The organism is Pseudomonas sp. PS02303 (assembly GCF_029959925.1).
GTDB classification, from domain to species: Bacteria; Pseudomonadota; Gammaproteobacteria; order Pseudomonadales; family Pseudomonadaceae; genus Aquipseudomonas; species Aquipseudomonas mandelii.
The window spans coordinates 1-22,223 of the sequence record NZ_JASCOM010000094.1 but is presented as its reverse complement, the minus strand read 5'-3'; the positions used below and the strand labels follow the sequence as shown (position 1 = coordinate 22,223).

The following is a 22,223-nucleotide window of genomic DNA, read 5'->3' as shown; positions in this document are numbered from 1 at the left end:
GAGCCTGCTCGCGATTGCGGAGTGTCAGTCGACATCGTCGTTGTCTGATACTCCATCATCGCGAGCAGGCTCACTCCCACATTTTGACTTGTGTTGGGTTTAGCCTTGTTGTGCGGCTTTCAGGCATTTCAAATCGTTGAAGTCCTTGCGCACCCCTTCAATCTTTTTCAACAGCCGCTGACGTTGAGGCGGCGTACTCTCGGCCATCAAATCCACAAACAATCCTCGTGCTTGCGCTTCAGTGTTGGCATAGGCCTGACGGTACGCCGGTGTCCATAAACTCTCACGATTCACCAGAAGCGTCTCGATTCTCTGTGGGAATTCCGGACTCTGACGCTGCGCAACGGCCGCACTGAATTGCTTCTGCCAATGCGCTCGGTTGGCGATCCATTGCGTGTTCTGGTCACCCAAGGCGTTCGACCATGTCACCACCCGTTGTCTCTGAGTCGGGCTGAGCGGGCCCAGCCAGTCATTCAGGCGTTTTTGCATGCGCTCGCTACGTTCCTTGATTTGCTGATCGAGCGTCGGTTTGACGTAATCGTCTTGGCGCTTGCGCTGATCCTTGGCGAAGGCGTCATTCATTTCAGCGACTTGCTTGTCATCCAGCCCCTGTAACAATTCGATGGCCGAAGGGGTGATTTCCCGGGCAGTCTGTGCGATGGCGTCCTTGGCTTCCTGAGTGCGGGTTTGCAGCGCGTCGTCGGTGACCTGGTTGGTCTCGACCATCGCCTGCAAGCGGTCCAGCCAATCAAGGTAGCCCGGCAGTTGCGTGGTGCAGTGCCAGCTCAGGTGTTCCTTGAGGCGCTCGTTGAACCAGCCTTTTTGTTCGCCGTTCATGTCCAGGTAATCGCTGAGCGTCCACGGAATGATCACGTCGAGGTTGCGATAGGCCAGGCCCACGCGGCTACAGGCGCCAAGGGCCAGGCTGAGCGTGATGATGAGGGCTAGATACTTTAACCAGCGCGACATGGGCGAATCCTTGCGAAGATCTGGCTTCTTTAGTGGATTCTTATGTGAACGCAAAATGGGCCCGGCAGTTCAGCCGATCAATAGAAGGGGCGCTCGGCCTTGAGGGTGACCAACCCGTCGCACTGGCTGTTGTGCCCGGAGTAGGCGGAACAGTCGCTGCCGCTGAGGCTTGAGTCGCTGTAGATCAGGTTGAGGTCGACACCCATGAACGGCCGGGAAAGTTGCACCGACCAATCGGTGAAACTGCCGATATAGCCGCCGTCGACGGACGCTGGCGTGTTGAGTTGGTGGGTGGTGTATTTCATGCTGATCCCGATGCCGAACGGCTGATTGCCGCCCAGGTCGGCGAAGACGGTGCTGTTCTGTTTGTCCGGGTCGTTGCTGAACGCGGCGCCGAAACGGCTGCCGAGAAAGGTCAGGCCGCCGAAAAACTCCTGGCTGTCGAGGGTGTCCACTTTCGGGTAGCTGTAATGGATCATGCCGACTTCGTACCCGAGGGTATTATCGAAAGGCTGTTTAAAGCCCAGGTAGGAGTCGACTTCAAGGTTGGCCCCAGGGGATAAACCCATGCTCGGCGCCCATTGCCCCGCGTAAAAGCCACTGTCATGGCTCAGGTCGAGACCACCGTGGAACGAACCGGTGCTGGCGGGCTTGACCAGCCCTTGGGCCATGCTGCGGCTGGGGGTGGTGCCGAGTTTGAGATCGAAATCGCCCAATTCACGCTGGAAGATTTGCGCGTTGGCGACCGAACACGACAGCAGGGTGCCGAGCAATAAATGGGAGGGTTTGAGCATGCGTCACTCCATGACCGCGAGGAGCAGGAACAAAAACCTACTGAAACGCTTGATCTAGACGTGTGCAAGCATACCGGCGAATGCTCGGCATTGAAGGCCGTTCGTCGATTTTTGAAATATTGATGTGTTTGGCGGGGTGTTGCGGGGAGGTTCCAGTCCAAGCGCTTCGAAGCTCAAAGCGCTTACGGACCAGGTGACGCGGCGGATCTTTGGGGGAGTGTTACTTCTTGCCCAAAGTGATCTGCTTGGACGGGCCGAACGTCTGGCCGCTCACGCCTTTGGCAATTTGCTGGATCTCGCCGCCGGACTTGAGGAACGCAGCGATCTGGTTGTTGATCGATTCGCTGGTTTCAACGGCTGGAGCTGGCTTTGCTTTGCTGTTGGATGCTTTTACACGCATGGCGGCCATTAACCTGTAGAAAATTAACTTGGCCAGGCATCGTACAGGAAATACTTGACAATTGCTTGGCTAATATCCCCTCAAAATACACATTGCAGGGGCGTCATTAATCACAAGCTATTATTCGAAATACGTTCCTAAGCTGCTGTTTTAAATAAGAACGACGGTAGAAAAACACAGGTTTCAGATCCGCTGGCGAGGGTGACGATCGCCCGTTCGGCCTGACGAGCGGCCAAACACTCAAGGCAAAACCCAGGAAAATTAAGGCCTTCAGAAGAATTTCTGGTGTCACCGGGCTGGCCACGGGAACGCCGCACGGAAAAACGGGTAGAATGCCGCCCACGCAATGAGGGTATTGGAAATGGCTTTAGTCGGGCGCTACAACAGTTTGCAAGTGGTTAAACACACTAACTTCGGTTTATATCTTGACGGTGGCGCGGATGGCGAAATCCTCCTGCCTAATCGTTATATTCCCAAAGATATTCCCAGCGAAGATGAAGATTGGCTCAACGTTTTTGTTTATCTGGACAGCGATGACAAACTCATCGCAACTACCGAAAAGCCGAAAGTTCAGGTCGGTGAATTCGCCAGTTTGAAAGTCGTTGAAGTCAACAGCATCGGTGTTTTCCTGGATTGGGGCCTGCCGAAGGATTTGCTGCTGCCGTACTCCGAAGAAAAACGCCAGATGACGGCCGGCGAATATGTCGTGGTGCACGTCTACCTCGACAAGCACACCCGCCGCATCACCGCGACGGCTCGCCTGGACCGCTACCTCGACAAGACTCCCGCCAGCTACACGCCTGGCCAGGAAGTTGATTTGCTGGTGGCCGAAGCGACCGACATGGGCTTCAAGGCAATCATCAACAACAAGCACTGGGGCCTGATTCACAAGAACGAAATCTTCAAGTTCATGCGCGCCGGCAAGGAAGAGAAGGGCTTTATCAAAGAAGTCCGTGCCGACGGCAAGATCAGCCTGAGCCTGCAACCGGTGGGCGAAGAAGCCGCCACCAGCCTCAACTCGAAGATCCTCGCCAAGTTACGTGAGAACAACGGCACCCTGCCGGTCAGCGACAAGAGCGACCCGACCGTGATCACCAGCCTGTTTGGTGTGAGCAAAGGCAACTTCAAGAAGGCTATCGGTGCGCTGTACAAAAATGGCCAGATCGTCATTCATGCGGATCGCATTGAACTAAGCTGACCTCGCTCCGGCCCCATGTAGAACGATTACAGAGGGGCGGGTTATGAAAAAAGGACTGTTTGCCTACGCGGGCACCTTGCTCGCGTTTCTCGTGCTCGACGGCCTATGGCTGGGCGTGCTGATGGCGCCGACTTATCGGGCGCTGCTCGGTCCGCTGATGCTCGACCAACCGCTGCCGGCCCCGGCAGCGGTGTTCTATCTTCTTTATGTCTTGGGTTGCGTGGTGTTCGTGGTGTTGCCGGCGAAAACCTGGCGGCGAGCTTCGGCGCTGGGCGCGCTATTGGGTCTGGTGGCTTACGGCACGTATGACCTGAGTAACTGGGCAACCTTGAACGGATGGTCGGCGCAGTTGGCGTTGATGGACATGGCCTGGGGCACGTTGGCCACCTGCATTGCCTGCACGGTCGGGTATTGGGTTGCGCGAAAAGTGCAGTGATCCTCGTTGCCTGCGATGACGCAATCGGGAATTTAAAGGTCCCGTCCAGGCGGCATTTTCTGGCCGTTTGGTTAATAATCGACAGCATAACTTTTCGCCCCGACACCGTTTGTTCAGCAAGCAGGCCGGGGCTTTGTTTTTACTGTCGAGTCACTGCCATGTTTGTTGTTGTCGAGGTGTTCCGGTGAGCGCCAGCCGGCGTAGCGCCGATGGGTTTGCCCTGCAAGTGATGGTCGGGTTGTGCCTGATCTGGGGCGTGCAGCAGGTGATGATCAAATGGGCGGCGCCCGACATCGCTCCGGTCATGCAAGCGGAGGGGCGGTCGGGTATTTCCGCGTTGCTTGTAGGACTGTTGATCTGCTGGAAGGGTGGCTGGGACCAAGTCAGCAGCACCTGGCGCGGTGGCTTGTTGGCCGGTGCGTTGTTTGGTCTGGAGTTCTTTTTCATTTCCGAAGGTTTGCAACTGACCACGGCAGCGCATATGTCGGTGTTCCTTTATACCGCGCCGATTTTTACCGCGTTGGGCGTGCACTGGCTGCTGCCGAGCGAACGTCTGAGGCCGGTGCAATGGCTGGGGATTTTCCTCGCCTTCGTCGGGATCGCCATCGCGTTTGCCGGCGGCGTGTCCTGGGACAACCTCGACCACCGCATGTTGATGGGCGATGCGTTGGGCGTACTGGCCGGGGCTTCCTGGGGCGCGACCACGGTGGTGGTGCGTGCCTCGCGACTGTCGGAAGCCCCGGTCACGCTGACCCTGTTTTACCAACTGATCGTCGGTTTCGTTGGGCTGCTGCTGATCGCGATCCTCAGCGGTCAGGTGACCCACGTCAGCCTGACCACCGTGGCGGTGGCGAGCGTGCTGTTCCAGGGATTGGTCGTGTCGTTCTTCAGCTACCTGACGTGGTTCTGGCTGTTGCGCCGTTACCTGGCCGCGAACCTGGCGGTGTTTTCGTTCATGACACCGCTGTTCGGTGTCACATTCGGCGTGGTGTTGCTGGGTGAAGAACTGAGCCTGAACTTCGTCATCGGTGCCGTGCTGGTGCTGCTGGGCATCACCTTTGTCAGCGCTGAGCAGTGGGTGCGCCGTCGTTTGCGCAAAGCCCTGGGGCAGCAGTGACCGGACGCAACAGCAGGCCGCCAGCGACAAGCAAGCCGCTACCGGCAACCACCAGTGCTGGCTGCAAACCGCCGCTGAAATGGCTGCTCAGCGCCGCCAGCAACGGCCCGGCGAGTTGACCCACCGCAAAGCACGCCGTCAGCAACCCGGCGTTGCGTTGAGTGGCGTGGGGCGCCAGTTCCCGGGAACGTTGCATCACCAATTGCATGCAGGCCAGGAACGGCGTGCCGCAAAGAATCACCCCAAGCGCCAGGCCCGAGCCGCTGCCCAACAGGCAGGCAAAGACACCAGCGGCTTGCAGCCACAACGTCACCATCAGCCAGTGGCGGGTGCCATTCGGGGTTTGTCGACGCAGGCTGACCAGCACCACCCCGATAGCCGACGCCAGACCGAAGCACGGCCAGAACAGGTCGGCCTGCCATTGGCCATGGAACTGTGCGCTGGCCATTTGCGAAAGGAACGTGGCGGGGATGATGTAGCCCAAGCCGTACAACCCGTAGATCACACCTAGACGGCCAATGCCTTGCTGGTTCGAAGTGGCTGTGCTCGGTGCGGCAACCGCAGTCGCGGTCGATTGCGGCAAAAACGGCAGAATCCCCAGCAGCATTGCCAATGCGACACCGGCATACACCAGCCACAGGGTTGCAGACGTCTGCCCCAGCAGGTGCGAGCCCAACGCCAACATTCCTGTGAGAAAAATCCCCAAACCAGGTCCGGCAAATACCTGGGCGCCCAGTCGTGGGCGGCCGGCTGCCGCTGCCAGTGGCTGGCTCAACGCCGTGATCATCACCAGCACCCAGGCGCTGGCCACGCCGGTACCGAATCGCAGCACCAGGTGCGACCAGAACCCGTTCGCCCAGAACGACGCCAGCGACAGCAGCACACACAGCCACAACCCACCGAGCAGTCGCCGACGAACCTGTTCGGGACGGCGAGAGAACATGGCATCCACAGCGCCGACGAAGTAGCCGAGGTAGTTGGCGGCCGCAATCAGACCGGCGGCAGTCAGGTCGATCTGGCCTTCGCTGAGCAAGTGCGGCATCTGCGGCGTGAGGGCGAAACGCCCGATCCCCATGGCCATCATCAGGGCGATAAAACTGGCGAGTAAGCGAATCAAGGGAGACATGGTCTGAATTCCGGTAAAGGCTCAATGACCGTCAGGCTAGGACTGATTGACTTTCTTTAAAAATGAATAATAGTGAGTAACTTGTTCTGATTTGGAGAAGATCGTGGAGTTCAGCCAGTTACGAATCTTCCAGGCCGTGGCGCAGGAGGGGTCGATCACCCGTGCTGCCGAACGGTTGCACCGGGTGCCGTCTAACCTGTCAACGCGGCTCAAGCAACTTGAAGAGCAGCTCGGTGTAGAGCTTTTCGTCCGCGAGCGTCAGCGTTTGCAACTGTCACCTGCGGGAAAAGTCCTGCTGGACTACACCGCCAAGCTTTTTAACTTGCGCGACGAAGCCCAGGCAGCAGTGCAGGGCGGGCAACCGGCCGGGGACTTCGTGCTGGGCACCATGTACAGCACGGCGGCGATTCATTTGCCGGGACTACTGGCGCGTTATCACCGCACGTATCCGGCGGTGAACCTGCAAGTGCAGTCCGGGCCCAGCGGCGAATTGCTTGAAGGTTTACTCACCGGTCGTCTCGATGCGGCCTTGGTGGATGGCCCGCTGGAGCTGGCCGGTCTGGACGGTGTGCCATTATGCGACGAGCGGCTGGTGCTGATCAGCGAAGCCGATCACCCGCCGGTCCGCAGCGCCATGGACGTGGAAGGGCGCTCGGTGTTTACCTTTCGTCAGGGCTGCTCCTACCGCATGCGTCTTGAAGCCTGGTTTGCCCATGACCACGCGGCCATGGGCCGGGCGATGGAGATCGAGTCTTACCCGGGCATGCTGGCGTGTGTGATTGCTGGCTCGGGCGTGGCGCTGATGTCGGAGTCGATGCTGGCAAGCCTGCCGGGCCGTGAAAGCGTGGCGGTGCACCCGCTGGCGGAGCCGTTTGCCCACGCGACGACCTGGTTGATGTGGCGCAAAGGCATGGTCGGGGCCAACCTGAACGCGTGGATTGAACAGCAACAAGCGGTCTATCCATCGGCGCCGATGCAGGCTTCGGCGATTGCTTGAACTATCGGTCAGGTATTTTGATCAATTCAGTAACAGATCATTGCGGATTTGGCCGAGCATTGCGTAGGACTTCAGACTATTATCAGTGCGAAGGGGCTACAGAATTTCAGCCGCTCGGCACTACCCTGAAGGGGGCACCATGAAAGAGAAAATTCAAAACTGGCTGCACGATCTGGGTGTTGCACTCGGTTTGATCGAACCGCCTCTGCAACCTGTTCCTATTCGCACCGACGACGAACAGCGTCGACGCCAGCCGCGCCGTCGGTAAGTCTGACCCGCACTGGCTCAAACCTGGCAAATCCTCTGTGGCGAGGGAGCTTGCTCCCGCTGGGGCGCGTAGCGCCCCTTGGTAGCCTCAGAGTTGTCAGGGAATACTCGGACAGGATTGGCGACTGCTGCGCAGCCGAACGGGAGCAAGCTCCCTCGCCACAGTTCACCACGAGCGTGCGTTTGGCATTCGGACTCAATGCCGTCCAATCTCCACCAAAAACCGACTCAAATCATTCGCCGTCCTGGCATCCTTGAGCATACGGTCTTCTTCCGCCGTAAACGCCGTCAACCCCAGCTCATCCTCCAGATGGAAGATCAGCTCTTCGATATCCTGTTTATCCAATCCCAACTGCGCCAGGCTGGCGTTGTCGTCGAAGTCATCCTGACCCTCCAGCAGGCGGCTGATGAAACGATGCACGGCGGCACGAACGGCAGCTCTTTTCATGGCGGTTCTTCGAGGGCGTTATTGTTGTTCCTGAGCTTGAGTACAGCAGGCTTCAGGTGTGTGAGCGCTGCCACTCGTCAATCATCGTGCGCAAATGCTCCCCGGAAAAACTCCCGAAATGCCCGCCGTGCACCGTACGGATCGGCAACGTGCGCAAGCGCTGCAGGCTGCGAGCGTAGTCGTCGAGATTGGAGTGGTAGGCGTCTTCGATCAGCGGGCCGTCGTAGATGATGTCGCCGCTGAACAGCGTCTCGGTTGCCGCTTCGTACAGGCTGATGCCGCCCGGTGAATGCCCCGGCGTATGCAGCACCTGCAGCACGCGATTGCCCAGATCCAGCACGTCGCCTTCTTCAATCATCCCCGTGGCCGGCGCGGCTTTGACCCGATATTCGGCATAGCACAACGGGCAGTCCGGGTGCGCCTCGAACATCTCGTCGCCGACAAACGCCCGGCTCAAATCGTTTTCGCCGTCGGGTGCCGCCAGGATGTCGGCCTCGGCCGGATGCACCAGGCGCTCGGGAAATTCGTGATGACCGGCAATGTGGTCGAAATGGCAATGACTGGCCACCGCCACCAGCGGCCGCTCGGTGATCCACGGCAACTGCTCGCGCAGGCTCACCAACCCGGAACCGCTGTCCAGCAGCAAGTCCTTGTCGCGGCCCTGAATGTGCCAGAGGTTGCAGCGATAGAAGGGCCGGATGTAAGGCTCGTGAATCAGCCGAATGCCGTCACTGAGCTGTTTGACCTCGAACCACTGATCGCGCGAAACAATCTTCATCAAAGGTTTTCTCCAGACGAAAAAAACGGGTGTGGCAACCGACGCCACACCCGTCGAAGAAAGCATCAAGTCGTTAGGTTCAGCTTAGGCGGCGCTGGCCATCGTTGCCGGACGAGGGGACAGCAAGCTGACCACCACGAAGCTCACCAGGCCCACGCCGAGGCTGTAGTAGATCGGAGTGTTGGCGTCCATACCGTCCTTGAACATGAACAGCAGCGCAGTGGCAAAGCCCATGCCCATGCTGGCGATAGCGCCGGCGGTGGTTGCGCGTTTCCAGAAGATCGCGCCCATCAGCGGAATCAGCATGCCGCCCACCAACAGGTTGTAAGCCAGGGTCAAGGCACTGATCACATCGTTAACCACCAGCGCGATACCCAGCACGGCGATACCGGTCAGCAGGGTGAACAGGCGATTGATGCCCAGGCTCGACGGTTTGCCGCCGCGCAGTTTCGGCAGCAGGTCTTCGGTCAGGGTGGTGGATGCGGCGAGCAGGCCCGCGCTGGCGGTGGACATCATTGCTGCCAGGGCAGCCGCGATCACCAAGCCACGGATGCCGTCCGGCAGCGAGACTTTGACGATAGCGGCAAAAGCGTTATTGACGTTGTCCAGATCCGGGATCAGTACGTGAGCGGCCATGCCGATCAATGCACAGACCAGGCCGTAGATGATGCAGTAGATGCCCGCGGTGGTACCGGCATACTTCGCAACTTTCTCGCTTCGTGCGGTGAACACCCGTTGCCAGATATCCTGGCCTATCAGGATGCCGAAGAAGTAAATCATGAAGTAGGTGATGATGGTGTCCCAGCCAATGCTGGTGAAGCTGAAGCTGGCAGCCGGCAATTGTGCAACCAGTTGATCCCAGCCACCCACTCGGTACAAGCAGATTGGCAGCAGCAGGAACATCAGGCCTACGGTCTGGATACCGAACTGGACGATGTCGGTCAGGGTCAGCGACCACATTCCGCCGATGGCCGAGTAGATCACCACCACGCCACCGCCGAGAATTACCGACATCCAGAACGGAAGGCCGAACAGCACTTGCAACACGGTGCCGATTGCCAGGATCGAGGTCACGCCGATCATCAGCGCATAGGCCAGCATGATGCTCGCGCTTGCGGTACGAGCCATTGGGTTGTAGCGCTTTTCCAGCACTTGAGTGACGGTGAAAACCTTCAGCTTCAGCAGCGGTTTGGCGAGGAAGAGGTTCAGCGCGACGATCCCGCAACCCAGTGCAGCACAGAGCCAGAAACCGGAGATGCCATGAACGTAGCCCAGGCGCACGGTGCCCACGGTGGACGCGCCGCCCAGAACGGTGGCGGCCATGGTGCCCATGTACAGGCTCGGGCCGAGGTTGCGACCGGCGACCAAGTAGTCTTCGTTGGTCTTGGCCTTGCGCATGCCGAAGTAGCCAAGTATCAGCATCGCGGCGGCGTAGATGAGTACGACGAATAAATCCAAAGCCATGATGGCGTGTCTCCGATTGTCTTTTTTATGGTGAGGCGAAAATCAATGTGGCAATCAGTCCGCTTTTTGTGGCGAGGGAGCTTGCTCCCGCTGGGCTGCGAAGCAGCCCCAAATCCTGCAACCGCGTTTCTTCAGGGGAAACACCATTCGCCTGTTTTGCGACTGCTGCGCAGTCGAGCGGGAGCAAGCTCCCTCGCCACAGAGGTCCGTTGACCATCGTTTGTGTTGAATCAGGCGGCTTGTCGCATCGCCGGTTTACTGAGCGCGTCCGTGCCCTTGCTGCGTGCATCATTCGGCCCGAACACCGCAGCCGGTTCCGGAAACAGGCTCAGCAGCGTCAGGTACACCAGCGAGGCCAGGCCGAGGGTGACCGGCAGGCTGATGTCGATGCCGCCAGCCAGATCGCCCAGCACACCCACAAACTGCCCCGGCAGGTTCACAAAGCACAAACCCACCAGCGCACTCGGGATCCAGGCTCCCAGGCCACGCCAGTTCCAGCCGTGGGTGAACCAGTAGCGACCACCTTTCTCGCCGCGGGTGAACACTTGCAGGTCATCCGGGCAGTAGAAGCCGCGACGCACCACCAGGCCGATGATCATGATCACCATCCACGGGGTGGTGCAGGTGATGATCAGCACGGCGAAGGTCGACACGCTCTGCACCAGGTTCGCGGCGAAGCGTCCGATGAAGATGAAGGCAATCGACATCACACCGATCAGCAACGTCGCCTTGACCCGCGACAGCACCCGAGGGAACACGCTGGACATGTCCAGCCCGGTGCCATACAGCGAAGTAGTGCCGGTGGACATGCCGCCGATCACCGCGATCAGGCACACCGGCAGGAAGAACCAGCTCGGCGAGACCGCCAGCAAACCGCCGACGTAGTTGTTGGCCGCGATGTAGTCCGGTGCCTTGATCGCTACGATGGTGGCGGTGGCCAGGCCGAACAGGAACGGAATGAACGTCGCGATCTGCGAGATCACCACGGCGGCCATGATCCGGCGCTTGGAGGTCTCACGCGGGATGTAGCGCGACCAGTCGCCGAGGAACGCGCCGAAGGAAATCGGGTTGCTCATCGCCACCAGTGCAGCACCGATGAAGGCCGCCCAGAAACCTGGCTGACCCATATTGACGGTGCCGGCGTAATTCACATCGAACGGCCCGGCGAAGGCGAAGATGCCCAGCAGGAACAACAGGCTGGCGCTCCATACCGCGATTTTGTTGACCCACAGCAGGAAGCGAAAGCCATAGATGCAAACCGTCAGCACCAGGATCGCGAACAGCCCGTAGGCCAGGCCCAGGGTCAGGTCGGTTTCCGGCAGACCGATCAGGCGTTTGGCGCCACCGATCAGCGCATCACCCGAACTCCACACCGAGAGCGAGAAGAAGGCGATGGCGGTCAGCAGCGACAGGAACGAACCGACGATCCGCCCGTGCACGCCGAAATGCGCACCGGAAGACACGGCGTTGTTGGTGCCGTTGATCGGGCCGAACAGGCCCATTGGCGCGAGGATCAGCGAGCCCAGCAGCACGCCCAGCACAATCGCCCAGACACCGGCCTGAAAAGACAGGCCGAACAGCACCGGGAAACTGCCGAGCACGGCGGTGGCAAAAGTGTTGGAACCGCCGAAGATCATCCGGAACAAGTCCGTCGGGCCTGCGGTGCGTTCGTTGTCCGGGATCTGTTCGACCCCGTGGGTTTCAATCTGCGTAAGGCTTTGGTCTTTGTTGTTGTTATTCATGATCAGCTCCGATCATAAAGGCGCGCTCATCGTGTGTGAGCGTCACCTGTTTGGCTAAGGGGGTGGCAGCCCTTCCGGCATCGCGGACAAATGTTCGTGGCAGGCCAGCCATAGGCCTTGTTGTAGTCGGCGAAACACAATCGTCTCGCGCTCCTGGCTGAAGTGTTGCTCCCCTTGCATGCGCAGCTCGGTGGCCACGTCATGGATGAAAATCGCCACGTCACCCTGCAGGCTGACGAAGGCGTTGCTCGACGTGCACGCAAGCACCTCGAAGCCATCCTCGGCGCGCCAGGTGTCCCACAACGCCTGATAGGCATCGCGCGACAGCAGGGGCTGTTCGAGGGTGTAGAACACGAAGCTGGCGTCGGCGCTGAACGCGCCGAAGTAGGCTTCGCGATCGTTGCGGGCAAAAGCCGTCACCAGATCGGCGGCAGCTTTCAACACCTGATCACGTTCGGTCATGACCGATCCTCAACGGTGGGCCACGCCCGGCAGTACGCAGAGCATTTCGTACAGCAGGTTGGCGGCCAGCAGCGAGGTGTTGCCGGTGGTGTCATAAGCGGGCGAGACTTCTACCAGATCGCAGCCGATCAGGTCGAGGCCTTGGCAGCCGCGAATGATTTCAATTGCCTGAATGGTCGTCAGACCACCGATTTCCGGGGTGCCGGTGCCTGGCGCCCAAGCCGGGTCGATGCCGTCGATGTCGAAAGTCAGGTACACCGGACCGCCGCCGACTTTTTCGCACACTTCGGCCATCAGCGGTGCCAAGGATTTGTGCCAGCACTCTTCAGCCTGAACCACACGGAAGCCCTGTTTACGGCTCCAGTTGAAGTCTTCGGAGGTGTAGCCCTGAGCGCGCAAGCCGATTTGCACCACGCGATCGCAGTCGATCAGGCCTTCTTCGGCCGCGCGACGGAAGGTGGTGCCGTGGGCGACTTTCTCGCCAAACATGTGATCGTTCACATCGGCGTGAGCGTCGATGTGCACCAGGCCGACCTTGCCGTGCTTCTTGTGAATGGCACGCAGGATTGGCAGGGTGATGGTGTGGTCGCCGCCCAGGGTCAGCGGGATCACATTGTGTTCGAGGATGGCGTCGTAGGATTCTTCGATGATCCGCACCGCGTCCAGCAGGTTGAACGTATTGATCGCCACGTCGCCGATGTCGGCCACCGACAGCGAATCGAACGGTGCAGCGCCGGTCGCCATGTTGTACGGGCGGATCATCACCGATTCAGCGCGGATTTCGCGAGGTCCGAAGCGGGTGCCGGGGCGCAGCGAGGTGCCGATGTCCAGCGGGACGCCAACAAAGGCAGCATCCAGACCGGCAGCGGTAGGCAAATGGGGGAGTCGCATCATGGTGGCGATGCCGCCGAAGCGCGGCATTTCATTGCCGCCCAGTGGTTGGTGAAGAATCTTTTCCACGGGTAAGGCCTCATCGTCGTTGTTTTATTTATGTCGGTTGCGCCGCTCCGGGGAGGTTTGGGCACCGTTGGGGGCCGATTCTGCGAAATGTAGTGGCCGGGAAGAATCGCTACGGGCAAATACTTAGTTCAGATTTTTCTAAACTAATGGTTGGCACGACGATAGACTTGCGGCCATGTGCCGCACTCCTGTGGCGAGGGAGCTTGCTCCCGCTCGGCTGCGCAGCAGTCGTAAAATCGGCTGATGCGGTCCGTCTGACACTACGAGGTGGATGGTTGTAGGGCCGCTTCGCAACCCAGCGGGAGCAAGCTCCCTCGCCACAAAAGCGCAACACGCATGACCTTGCAAACGGAGCCCCCATGGCCAACGCTTTACCCGACCTGAAACTGTTACGCATCTTCGTCAGCGTGGTGCGTCATCAGGGGTTTGCCAACGCGCAGCAAGAGCTCAACCTCTCGACTTCGGCGATCAGCACCTACATGAGCCAGCTCGAAGCCGCCCTTGGCCTGGTGCTCTGCCATCGCGGTCGCGGCGGTTTCAGCCTGACCAGCAAGGGCGAGCTGTTCCATCAGGAAACCCTGCGTCTGTTGGGCGAGCTTGAAGGCTTCGAGCAGTACGCGGCGGCGTTGAAGGGCGAACTGCGCGGCACTCTCAACCTCGGCGTCATCGACTCCACCGTCAGCGACAAGGCCTTGCCGTTCGCCGAAGCCATCGGCGCCTACAGCCAGGAACACCCTGCCGTGCATTTGCACCTGTCGGTCATGAGCCCCTACGAATTGCAGCTCGGCGTGCAGGACAACCGTCTCGACCTGGCCATCGGTGCGTTTTCCACGCGCATGAGCGGCCTGGTTTACATGCCGCTGTACCGCGAGCAACACTGGTTGTATTGCAGCAGCCGTCATCCGCTGTTCACCGAGCGGCGCATTCCTGAGCAAGTCATCACTCAGCAACGCATGGTCGGCCGTGGTTACTGGAGCCAGGCCGAACTGGCGCGCCACGGTTTCAAGCACAGCGCCGCCACCGTGGAAAGTATGGAGGCGCAGCTGATTCTGGTGCTGTCGGGCGCCTACATCGGTTACCTGCCGGAGCACTACGCCCAGGCTTGGGCGGACAAGGGCGATTTGCGAGTGCTGCTGCCGGCGACGTTTGGTTATCAGGCGCCGTTTTCGATGATCGTGCGTCGTGGCCGCAGCCGCGAGCCGCTGATCCAGACCTTCCGCGATTTGCTCAAAGCACAACTGAACCAGGCCTGAGAACATGTCCAGAATCCAGTGTCCACGCTGCCTGCGCCCACAAACCCATTGCCTGTGCCCGCTGATCCCTAGCCTCGACAGCCGTACCCGAGTGCTGTTGTTGCAGCATCCCAGCGAAGTGAACCATGCGCTGAACACGGCGCGACTGGCCGCGTTGGGCTTGAAGAATGCCGAGTTGATTGTCGGTGAGGTGTTTGAGGATTTGCCGGTGCTGCTGAATCCTCCGGGGTATCAGGCGCGGTTGTTGTTTCCGGCCGACGATGCGCAGCCATTGCAGGCGTACACCACGAATGAAGAGCCGCTGTTGCTGGTCGTCCCGGACGGCACCTGGCGCAAGGCGCGCAAGATGTTGCACCTCAATCCGTTACTGGCGGCGTTGCCGAGGGTGACGTTGGTGGATGGCGGGGTGTCTCGATATCGACTGCGCAAGGCACCGGGGCCTGGGGCGCTGTCGACGGTGGAAGCGATTGTCCAGGCGTTGCAGACGCTGGAAGCGCCGAGCTCTTTTGAACCCTTGTTGAAACCGTTCGAGGCGTTGATCGAAGGCCAGATTGCGGCGATGGGGGAGGAGACTTACCAGCGTAACCACGGCAGGTGATTACTTGTGGCGAGGGAGCTTGCCCGCTGGAGTGCGAAGCGCTCCCAATTTGTCGACTCAGTACACCTGTTGCGCCTGGTTGAATGATTTTGGGTCTGCTGCGCAGCCCAGCGGGAGCAAGCTCCCTCGCCACAGAGAATGAGTCATACCTATCTTTCCCGCATCGCCTCGGTCCGCGCTTTCAACACCGGTTTCAACAGGTAATCCAGCACGCTTTTCTCGCCCGTGATGATATCCACCGTCGCCACCATCCCCGGAATAATCAGCAGCGGTTTCACATCGCCGCCCAAGTGATTCTTGTCGGTCCTCACCTGAATCAGATAAAAGCTGTTGCCCTTGTCATCGGTAATGGTGTCCGCACCAATCAGTTCCAGCTTGGCAGTCAACCCGCCATAAATCGTGTAGTCGTAAGCACTGAACTTGACCATCGCTTTCTGCCCCGGATGCAGGAACGCCACGTCCTGTGGCCGCACCTTGGCTTCGATCAGCAAGTTGTCTTCAATGGGGACGATCTCCACCATGTCGCTGCCCGGCTGGACCACGCCGCCGATGGTATTGACCTTCAGCACCTTGATGATTCCGTGCACCGGCGACACCACGGTGGTGCGGGTTACGCGGTCATCGATGGCGATGCTCGACGCTGTGATTTTCGACAGGTCGGTGCGTTTTTCATTCAGCTCTTTCGCCGCGTCCGAGCGGAAGGATTGCTCCGATTCATCGATCTTGCTTTTGATCTCGTTGATCGCCGATTCCGCCCGGGGAATTGCCAGCGTCGTCGCATTCAAAGAGCCGCGAATCTCCACGGCGCTGCGTTTGAGCCGCAGGATTTCCACCGGTGAAACCGCCCCGGTGCCCACCAGCGGCGCGGACATGTTCATCTCTTGTTGCAGCAAGGCCAGGCTCGAACTGAACTGCCCCTGCTTGGAGCGGAATTCCGCCAGTTCCTGAGTCTTTTGCCGCAGTTGTTCGGTTAGCGTCCGTTGCTCACTGGCCAGTCGACGCTGGCGTTGTTCGTATAACGAGCGCTCGTCTTCGGCCACTTGCGGAGCCTTGGCGATCACCTCAGGCGACAGCTTGAACGGCCGGCCTTCCGCTTCGGCCGACAGACGTTCGACCTGCGCGGTCAACGCATAACGATCCGCCTCGCTCTCGCCCTTGTTCGACAGAAACCGCGTGTCATCCAGGCGCAGCAAGGTGTCGCCCTTGTTCACCATTTGCCCTTCGCGCACGAAGATCTCGGTGACGATGCCGCCCTCCAGGTTCTGAATCACCTGGACCTTGCTCGACGGGATCGCCTTGCCTTCGCCCATGGTGACTTCTTGCAGCACTGCAAACTTGGCCCAGACCAGCGCGGTAATCAGCAGCGCCGCGGCTAGCCACACGGTGATCCGCGACCAGCGCGGCGAATCCTGTAGCGAAGCGCCGGCGGTTTCCGGCATGAATTCGCTCTCGGCGGTTTTGCCGAAGCTGCCGAAGTAGCCGCGGTCTTGTGGCGTGTCGGATGATGAACGGGCCATGGGTAGCTCCTAGACAGCCGCAGAGCCGACACGGCCCTTGCGCAGTGCATCGATGACCGCTTCTTTCGGACCGTCGGCAACGATCCGCCCGTTATCCAGCACCAGCAGCCGATCCACCAGGCTGAGCATCGAGGTGCGGTGGGTCACCAGCAGCAAGGTCTTGCCCTGCACCCAGCCGTGGAGTTTCTGCCGCAAGACATCTTCACTGCTGTTGTCCATGGCGCTGGTGGGTTCGTCGAGCAGCATGATCGGCGGATCCAGCAACAAGGCCCGGGCAAGCAGCACTGCCTGGCGTTGACCGCCGGACAGCAACTGCCCTCGTTCGCCCACGGGCCGGTCAAAACCTTGCGGATGCTGACGCGCCAGCTCGGTGACACCGGTCAGTTCGGCGACTTCGAGCATCCGTGAATCGCTGATGTAACGTGCGCCCAGGGTCAGGTTGTCGCGCAGGCTGCCGGCCAGCAGCGGCAGGTCATGGGCGACGTAACCGATTTGCTGGCGCAGGTCGGCGACATCGAGTTGCCGCAGGTCCAGGCCATCGAGCAGCAACTGGCCTTCTTCCGGCGCATAGAACCCCATCACCAATCGCGCCAGGGTGCTTTTACCCGAGCCGCTGCGCCCGATGATGCCGATCCGTTCGCCGGGTTTGACGCTGAAACTGATGTTGGCCAGGGCAGGGGCGTTCTGGCCGTTGTAGTGGAAGGTCACGCCACTGACATCCATCGCGCCTTGCAACTGAGTGCGCTCCAGCGGCCGCTGGTGGGCGTCGCGCTCTTGCGGCAAGGACATCAGCGCATCGGTGCTTTTCATGGTCAGTTGCGCTTGCTGGTAGCGGGTGATCAAACCGGCGATCTGCCCCAAGGGTGCGAGTACGCGGCTGCCGAGCATGTAGGTCGCCACCAGCGCACCAACGCTGAGGTTGCCGGCGATGATGCTGTAGACGCCGGCGACAATGGTCGCCATGCCGGAGAATTGCTGGATGAACAGCGTGCCGTTGGTGGCCAGCGCCGACAGATTGCGCGCGTGGCTGTCGAGGCGGGTGAGGGCGCCGTGGGTGCTTTCCCATTTGTGCTGGCGCTCGCTTTCGGCGCTGCACGCTTTCAGGGTTTCCAGGCCGCCAAGGGTTTCGATCAGCAGGGCCTGGCGCTCGGCGCCGAGGCTCAGGCTTTTCTGCACGGTGTCGCGCAGGCGCACCTGAATGACCATCGCGAAAATGATCGTAATCGGAAACGCCAACAATGGAATCACCACCAGCCAGCCGCCGAGCAGGCCGATCACCACCAGCATCAACACGGCAAAGGGCAGGTCGATCAGGCTGGTCAGCGTGACGGCAGTGAGGAATTCACGCAGGCCCTGGAAGTCGTGGATGCTCTGGGCGAAACCGCCGATGGTCGCTGGCCGCGCTTTCATCGCCATGCCAGTGATGCGTTCGAACAAGGTCGCGGAAAGAATCACGTCGGTTTTCTTCCCGGCGGTGTCCAGCAAGTGCGCGCGCACCACCCGCAGCACCAGTTCGAAACCGGTGCCGATCAGCAAGCCGATCGACAGCACCCACAAGGTCGACGTGGCCTGGTTCGGCACCACGCGGTCGTAGGTTTGCATCACGAACAGCGGCACCATCAGCCCCAGGAGGTTGATCAGGAAACTCGCCAGAATCGCATCGCTGTACAGCCATTTCGACAGCTTCAAGGTGTCGCGAAACCACGCTTCCACACGCGGCACCAGCGGCGAGCGCAGGTCTTCGAGTTCATGGCGGGGCCGGGCGAACAAGGCCTGGCCGCTGTAATTTTCAGCCAGTTCTTCACGGCTGACCCATTGTTCGCCACCGTCCGCTTCGCTGGGCAGGATCAGCAACCGGCCGTCATCGCCATAGCGTCGCAGGATGGCGGTGCGGCCGTTGTTCAGGATCAGCATCACAGGCAGGTTGAGCGCGGAAATGTCCGCCAGTTCACGGCGCAGCACCCGCGCCTGCAAGCTGGCCCGGGCTGCTGCACGGGGCAGCAGGTCCAGGCTCAAGCGTTGTTTGTTCAGTGGCAGCCCGGCACTCAGGCTGGCGCGACTGACCGTCGCGCCGTGGAGTTTGCAGAGGATCAACAGACCGTCCAGTAGCGGGTCATCGAAGCTCAGGCGCGGATCGACACCGATGTTGCCGGGTTCCATGCTGGTCAAATTGATCGCCCCCAGTGAGCTACTTCAGTTCAGGCAAACGCGCTTCGTTTTTCACTTCGGCCTGGGCGATCGCATCGGCGGGTAGCACCACCCGTTGTTTGCTCAGCAACTGGCCCATGTTCGCCAGCACGCGGTACATCGAATACTCCTCGGTGTAGCGCACTTCGGTGTAGCGGCGATTGGCGTTGTAGAGCTCGTTTTCACTGTCGAGCAAGTCGAGCAGGGTGCGTTGGCCGAGGCCGAACTGGTCCTGATACGCCAGGCGCACACGACGGCTGGTGTCCGCGTATTCGCGGGCAGTCGGGGTTTGTTTCTTGGCATTGACCATGGCGTTCCAGGCCAGGTGGATGTTCTCGTTGAGTTGGCGCAAGGCGTTGTTGCGGATGTCCATCGCCTGGTTGATCTGATGCGCATTGGAGGCCAGGCGCGCCTTGTCGCTGCCGCCGCGGAACAGGTTGTAGTTCATCACCACGCCCACGCGCCACTCGTTGTCGTGGCCTTCATCGCCCTGCACGTTGTTGTTTGCGCCCACTGCCGCTTCGGCATCGAAACGCGGGTAGAACGGCGACTTTGAGACTTCGTACTGGCTCTCGGCCGATTGCACGTCAGCCTGGGCCGATTTCAGGTACGGGTTGTTTTCCACCATGCTCTGCTGGGCTTCCGGCAGGGAGGCAGGCAGTTCGCCGCGGATAGACGGCGGCGTTTCCAGTTCATCGGGCAGGCGCCCTACAACGGCGGCGAAATTCGACTCGGCATCCGCCAGATCGACCTCGGCGGTGTCGAGGTTGTTTTGCGCCAGTGCCCGGCGGGCGCTGGACTGGTCGGAGTCGGCGTTGCTGCCAACGCCACGCTGGGTGCGCAGGCCGATCTGGTCGTTGACCCGCAAGTGAGCCTGCAGGTTGTTCGTGGCCAGGGTCACCAGTTCACGGCGCTTGAGCACTTCGAGGTAGACCTCGATGGTGCGCAATGCCAGGTCCTGGGCGGTGCCTTGAGCGTAATAGGCCCGGGAGTTGACGACCCCTTTGGTGCGTTCGACTTCGTTCGCGGTGTTGAAACCGTCGAACAGCATCTGCCGCAGACGCAGCTCCGATTGGGTGTAGGTGAGGATTTCGGTGTTGTGATTGCCGAACGCCCGGGTGTTGGTGTTATCGCTGTACCCGCGCCCGTAGGCGGCGTTCAGATCAACTGATGGATAAAAGCCCCCCTTGGCGACTTTGACTTGCTCATCCGCGGACAGCCGCGAGTCGACGCGCGAGGCCAGTTCCGGGTGGGTTGCGATGGTGCTCTGGATCGCCTCGGTCACTGACATGGCTTGAGCCTGGGATGTGCAGGCCATGGCCAGCAGAATTGCGCTGCAAAGGGGGGTTAAAACGCGCATGGGTACATCTCCCTGATTCCTGATGGTTCTTTATCAGTCGCCAAATATTTGACGACATTTATAGGCAAAACCGTTTCATGCTTGTAACAACGTAGCTAAGAACATTCTAGAGCGTAGCTAAGAAATTTTTTTCATAGGGGTTATTCCAAAAAAAACTTATGCGCTCTGGAAAATCCAGCACATTGTTCACTCTGAAAGCCCTTGTTTTAGAAGCTCTAGGGAGCATTCGAGGGTTTAAGGAAAGTTCCATCCACTTATCGACATAGGGCGGAGAAGTGCTGGAGGGGAGGGAAGCGAAACGGTTTTGAGGCGACAGTTTTTTGTCGCTCTACAGGTTCAAAATCGTTACGCATCGCACAAAAGGCAATGTGGCTGCGATTGGAATCCCAAGGTTGTTGATTGCATTGGGGTTTTGCCAAAAACGGACTCATTGCCCATGAGCGACATGCTTGGCGAGACTATCGCCGGGGCAGCGGTTTACTCGGATAAACGCACCCCGCAGGCGATCCGCCAGGCAACCTGCTTCAACCATGAGCACGTTCTTCGCACAAACAGGGTGCCGACAGCGGTTGGCAGCGGAGGAAATGCACATGGCAACGCTCATCGGTACCGTCAGTAAAATCATTGGTCAGGTGTTCGCGGAAAGCGGTGGTACCCGGCGTGTGCTGGCCGAGGGCGATCGATTGTTCGCCGGCGACCAATTGATCACCGGCGCCGATGGCGCGGTGGCCGTGCATCTGAAAAATGGCCAGGAACTGACCCTCGGGCGTGGCAGCAGCCTGCAAATGAACTCCCAGTTGCTGGCGAATCAAGCGGCCCATGTGGAAACCGCTGAAGCGGTGACGCCGACTCAAGCGCAACTGACCGATGTCGAGCAACTGCAAAAAGCCATCGCGGCCGGCGATGACCCGACTCAAACCGCTGAAGCCACGGCGGCCGGACCTGCTTCGACCGGCGCACCCGGCGGGGCGGCGGGCGGCGGCCACAGTTTCGTCATGCTCGAAGAAGTGGGCGGGCGGGTCGACCCCACCATTGGCTTCCCCACCGCGGGCTTTAACGGCATTCCCGAATTTCCTCTGGAACGCCTGGCCGGTGATCCGGACAACGGCGACAACGGTGCCGGTTCAGGGGGCACGGGTGTCATTCCCGTTCCTGACGCGCCGAACAACCCGGTCACCCTCGCGGGCCTGTCGGTGGCGGGCGGCGAACTGACCCTCAACGAAGCTAACCTCGCGGACGGTTCTGCCAGCAATCCTGGCGCCTTGATCCAGAACGGCACATTCACCGTGTCTGCGCCCGACGGGCTGACCAGCCTGAGTATCGGCGGGATCAATGTGATCACGGGTGGGGTGCCTGTCGGCTTCCCGCAGTCGATCACCACACAACTGGGCAACACCCTGACGATCACCGGCTACAACCCGGCCACCGGCGTGGTCAGTTACAGCTACACCCTGGTCGGCAACGACACCCATTCGGCAGGCGAGGGTGCCAACAACCTCAGCGAACAGTTCATCGTCGTCGCTAATGATTCCAACGGCGATACCGCCACCGGCACGCTGGACGTCAACATAACCGACGATGTGCCCAAAGCGGTCGATGACAGCAACGCCAATACCGCCTCGGAATCCCTGCTGACCCTGACCGGCAGCGTGCTGCCCAACGACTCGCAGGGGGCTGACCGCATTCCCACAGGCCCCAACAGCGGGCCGATCATCGGCGGCACCTTCACCGGGACTTACGGCACGCTGGTGCTCAATCCCAACGGCAGTTACACCTACACGCTGAACACCAGCGACGCCGATTTCAAAGCGCTGCACGGCGGCGGCAGCGGCACCGAAACCTTCACCTACACCCTGACGGATGCCGATGGCGACACCAGCACCGCCAACCTGGTGCTGCAAATCCAAAACAACGATGACCCGGTCACGATCGGCGGCCTCAACGTCGAAGGCGGCGAACTCGTCGTCTACGAGAAGAACCTCAGCGACGGCAGCAGCCCCGACGCGCCAGCGCTGACACAGAACGGCACCTTCACCATCACCGCGCTCGACGGTGTGCAAACCCTCAGCGTCGGTGGCATCAACGTGGTGGTCGGCGGCGTGTCCGCAGGCTTCCCGCAATCGATCGTCACACCACTCGGCAGCACGTTG

General features: G+C 60.1%; 21 protein-coding genes. 8 read left to right on the top strand and 13 right to left on the bottom strand.

Annotated elements, in window-relative coordinates; genetic code table 11:
- Positions 1–99: 99 nt before the first annotated feature.
- The 3 genes from QMX98_RS19580 to QMX98_RS19570 form a co-directional block, all read right to left on the bottom strand.
- Positions 100–969, bottom strand: a complete 870-nt coding sequence (locus tag QMX98_RS19580) for a DUF6279 family lipoprotein (RefSeq protein ID WP_282411275.1) — start codon at positions 967–969, stop codon at positions 100–102.
- Positions 970–1,046: 77 nt separating this feature from the next.
- A complete protein-coding gene (locus QMX98_RS19575; protein ID WP_010462029.1) occupies positions 1,047–1,763 on the bottom strand; it encodes a TorF family putative porin in 717 nt (238 codons plus the stop codon).
- Between the two features lie 220 nt (positions 1,764–1,983).
- A complete protein-coding gene (locus QMX98_RS19570; RefSeq protein ID WP_017337097.1) occupies positions 1,984–2,172 on the bottom strand; it encodes a hypothetical protein in 189 nt (62 codons plus the stop codon).
- A 352-nt stretch (positions 2,173–2,524) separates the two neighbouring features.
- On the opposite strand from QMX98_RS19570, the gene QMX98_RS19565 reads away from it, so the two are divergent.
- From QMX98_RS19565 to QMX98_RS19555, 3 genes are all read left to right on the top strand, one after another.
- Positions 2,525–3,361, top strand: coding sequence for a S1-like domain-containing RNA-binding protein (locus QMX98_RS19565; RefSeq protein ID WP_010462025.1), 837 nt, complete (start codon positions 2,525–2,527; stop codon positions 3,359–3,361).
- A 43-nt stretch (positions 3,362–3,404) separates the two neighbouring features.
- Positions 3,405–3,797 (top strand): DUF2177 family protein, encoded by a 393-nt coding sequence (locus QMX98_RS19560; protein WP_282411274.1) that lies wholly within the window; start codon positions 3,405–3,407, stop codon positions 3,795–3,797.
- A gap of 184 nt (positions 3,798–3,981) precedes the next feature.
- The gene (locus QMX98_RS19555) at positions 3,982–4,914 is read left to right on the top strand and encodes a DMT family transporter (protein WP_282411273.1); all 933 of its coding nucleotides are present in this window, start codon (positions 3,982–3,984) and stop codon (positions 4,912–4,914) included.
- Here the strand turns inward: QMX98_RS19555 and QMX98_RS19550 are convergent.
- A complete protein-coding gene (locus QMX98_RS19550; protein ID WP_282411272.1) occupies positions 4,859–6,040 on the bottom strand; it encodes an MFS transporter in 1,182 nt (393 codons plus the stop codon). The genes QMX98_RS19555 and QMX98_RS19550 overlap by 56 nt on opposite strands.
- 103 nt (positions 6,041–6,143) lie before the next feature.
- Between QMX98_RS19550 and QMX98_RS19545 the strand changes: the two genes are divergently transcribed.
- Together QMX98_RS19545 and QMX98_RS19540 are read left to right on the top strand one after the other, a co-directional pair.
- Positions 6,144–7,037, top strand: coding sequence for a LysR family transcriptional regulator (locus QMX98_RS19545; RefSeq protein ID WP_010462018.1), 894 nt, complete (start codon positions 6,144–6,146; stop codon positions 7,035–7,037).
- Positions 7,038–7,176: 139 nt separating this feature from the next.
- Positions 7,177–7,305, top strand: coding sequence for a PA1414 family protein (locus QMX98_RS19540; protein ID WP_003184145.1), 129 nt, complete (start codon positions 7,177–7,179; stop codon positions 7,303–7,305).
- A 195-nt stretch (positions 7,306–7,500) separates the two neighbouring features.
- On the opposite strand, the gene QMX98_RS19535 is transcribed toward QMX98_RS19540, so the two are convergent.
- From QMX98_RS19535 to speB, 6 genes are all read right to left on the bottom strand, one after another.
- Positions 7,501–7,752, bottom strand: coding sequence for a hypothetical protein (locus tag QMX98_RS19535; RefSeq protein WP_010462011.1), 252 nt, complete (start codon positions 7,750–7,752; stop codon positions 7,501–7,503).
- Between the two features lie 52 nt (positions 7,753–7,804).
- Complete coding sequence (locus QMX98_RS19530; RefSeq protein ID WP_010462010.1) at positions 7,805–8,530, bottom strand: MBL fold metallo-hydrolase; 726 nt, start codon at positions 8,528–8,530, stop codon at positions 7,805–7,807.
- Between the two features lie 84 nt (positions 8,531–8,614).
- Entirely contained in the window at positions 8,615–9,994 is a 1,380-nt protein-coding gene (locus QMX98_RS19525) for a sodium:solute symporter (protein WP_010462009.1), read from the bottom strand.
- A 230-nt stretch (positions 9,995–10,224) separates the two neighbouring features.
- Positions 10,225–11,736, bottom strand: coding sequence for a cytosine permease (locus tag QMX98_RS19520; protein WP_145308080.1), 1,512 nt, complete (start codon positions 11,734–11,736; stop codon positions 10,225–10,227).
- A gap of 54 nt (positions 11,737–11,790) precedes the next feature.
- A complete protein-coding gene (locus QMX98_RS19515; protein ID WP_282411271.1) occupies positions 11,791–12,198 on the bottom strand; it encodes a nuclear transport factor 2 family protein in 408 nt (135 codons plus the stop codon).
- A gap of 9 nt (positions 12,199–12,207) precedes the next feature.
- Positions 12,208–13,158, bottom strand: coding sequence for an agmatinase (gene speB / locus QMX98_RS19510; RefSeq protein ID WP_282411270.1), 951 nt, complete (start codon positions 13,156–13,158; stop codon positions 12,208–12,210).
- A gap of 359 nt (positions 13,159–13,517) precedes the next feature.
- Between speB and QMX98_RS19505 the strand changes: the two genes are divergently transcribed.
- A complete protein-coding gene (locus tag QMX98_RS19505; RefSeq protein ID WP_007945995.1) occupies positions 13,518–14,411 on the top strand; it encodes a LysR family transcriptional regulator in 894 nt (297 codons plus the stop codon).
- A gap of 4 nt (positions 14,412–14,415) precedes the next feature.
- Complete coding sequence (locus QMX98_RS19500) at positions 14,416–15,009, top strand: DTW domain-containing protein (protein ID WP_010462002.1); 594 nt, start codon at positions 14,416–14,418, stop codon at positions 15,007–15,009.
- Between the two features lie 149 nt (positions 15,010–15,158).
- Here the strand turns inward: QMX98_RS19500 and QMX98_RS19495 are convergent, their stop codons facing one another.
- Genes QMX98_RS19495 through QMX98_RS19485 form a run of 3 tightly spaced genes read right to left on the bottom strand, consistent with a single transcriptional unit; the run spans position 15,159 to position 20,073 of the window.
- Positions 15,159–16,526, bottom strand: a complete 1,368-nt coding sequence (locus tag QMX98_RS19495) for an HlyD family type I secretion periplasmic adaptor subunit (protein ID WP_010462001.1) — start codon at positions 16,524–16,526, stop codon at positions 15,159–15,161.
- Between the two features lie 9 nt (positions 16,527–16,535).
- The gene (locus QMX98_RS19490; RefSeq protein WP_083374772.1) at positions 16,536–18,695 is read right to left on the bottom strand and encodes a type I secretion system permease/ATPase; all 2,160 of its coding nucleotides are present in this window, start codon (positions 18,693–18,695) and stop codon (positions 16,536–16,538) included.
- A gap of 19 nt (positions 18,696–18,714) precedes the next feature.
- On the bottom strand, positions 18,715–20,073 hold the full coding sequence (locus QMX98_RS19485) for a TolC family outer membrane protein (RefSeq protein WP_010461997.1): 1,359 nt from the start codon (positions 20,071–20,073) through the stop codon (positions 18,715–18,717).
- Between the two features lie 590 nt (positions 20,074–20,663).
- On the opposite strand from QMX98_RS19485, the gene QMX98_RS19480 reads away from it, so the two are divergent.
- Positions 20,664–22,223 (top strand): retention module-containing protein (locus tag QMX98_RS19480; protein ID WP_282411269.1); only part of this gene is annotated, 1,560 nt, incomplete at its 3' end.

Bases quoted from the DNA above. Each gene is read 5' to 3' on its own strand.
- QMX98_RS19580 (WP_282411275.1), bottom strand. From the start codon at position 969: ATGTCGCGCTGGTTAAAGTATCTAGCCCTCATCATCACGCTCAGCCTG.
- QMX98_RS19575 (WP_010462029.1), bottom strand. From the start codon at position 1,763: ATGCTCAAACCCTCCCATTTATTGCTCGGCACCCTGCTGTCGTGTTCG.
- QMX98_RS19570 (WP_017337097.1), bottom strand. From the start codon at position 2,172: ATGGCCGCCATGCGTGTAAAAGCATCCAACAGCAAAGCAAAGCCAGCT.
- QMX98_RS19565 (WP_010462025.1), top strand. From the start codon at position 2,525: ATGGCTTTAGTCGGGCGCTACAACAGTTTGCAAGTGGTTAAACACACT.
- QMX98_RS19560 (WP_282411274.1), top strand. From the start codon at position 3,405: ATGAAAAAAGGACTGTTTGCCTACGCGGGCACCTTGCTCGCGTTTCTC.
- QMX98_RS19550 (WP_282411272.1), bottom strand. From the start codon at position 6,040: ATGTCTCCCTTGATTCGCTTACTCGCCAGTTTTATCGCCCTGATGATG.
- QMX98_RS19540 (WP_003184145.1), top strand. From the start codon at position 7,177: ATGAAAGAGAAAATTCAAAACTGGCTGCACGATCTGGGTGTTGCACTC.
- QMX98_RS19535 (WP_010462011.1), bottom strand. From the start codon at position 7,752: ATGAAAAGAGCTGCCGTTCGTGCCGCCGTGCATCGTTTCATCAGCCGC.
- QMX98_RS19530 (WP_010462010.1), bottom strand. From the start codon at position 8,530: ATGAAGATTGTTTCGCGCGATCAGTGGTTCGAGGTCAAACAGCTCAGT.
- QMX98_RS19525 (WP_010462009.1), bottom strand. From the start codon at position 9,994: ATGGCTTTGGATTTATTCGTCGTACTCATCTACGCCGCCGCGATGCTG.
- QMX98_RS19520 (WP_145308080.1), bottom strand. From the start codon at position 11,736: ATGAATAACAACAACAAAGACCAAAGCCTTACGCAGATTGAAACCCAC.
- QMX98_RS19515 (WP_282411271.1), bottom strand. From the start codon at position 12,198: ATGACCGAACGTGATCAGGTGTTGAAAGCTGCCGCCGATCTGGTGACG.
- QMX98_RS19505 (WP_007945995.1), top strand. From the start codon at position 13,518: ATGGCCAACGCTTTACCCGACCTGAAACTGTTACGCATCTTCGTCAGC.
- QMX98_RS19500 (WP_010462002.1), top strand. From the start codon at position 14,416: ATGTCCAGAATCCAGTGTCCACGCTGCCTGCGCCCACAAACCCATTGC.
- QMX98_RS19495 (WP_010462001.1), bottom strand. From the start codon at position 16,526: ATGGCCCGTTCATCATCCGACACGCCACAAGACCGCGGCTACTTCGGC.
- QMX98_RS19485 (WP_010461997.1), bottom strand. From the start codon at position 20,073: ATGCGCGTTTTAACCCCCCTTTGCAGCGCAATTCTGCTGGCCATGGCC.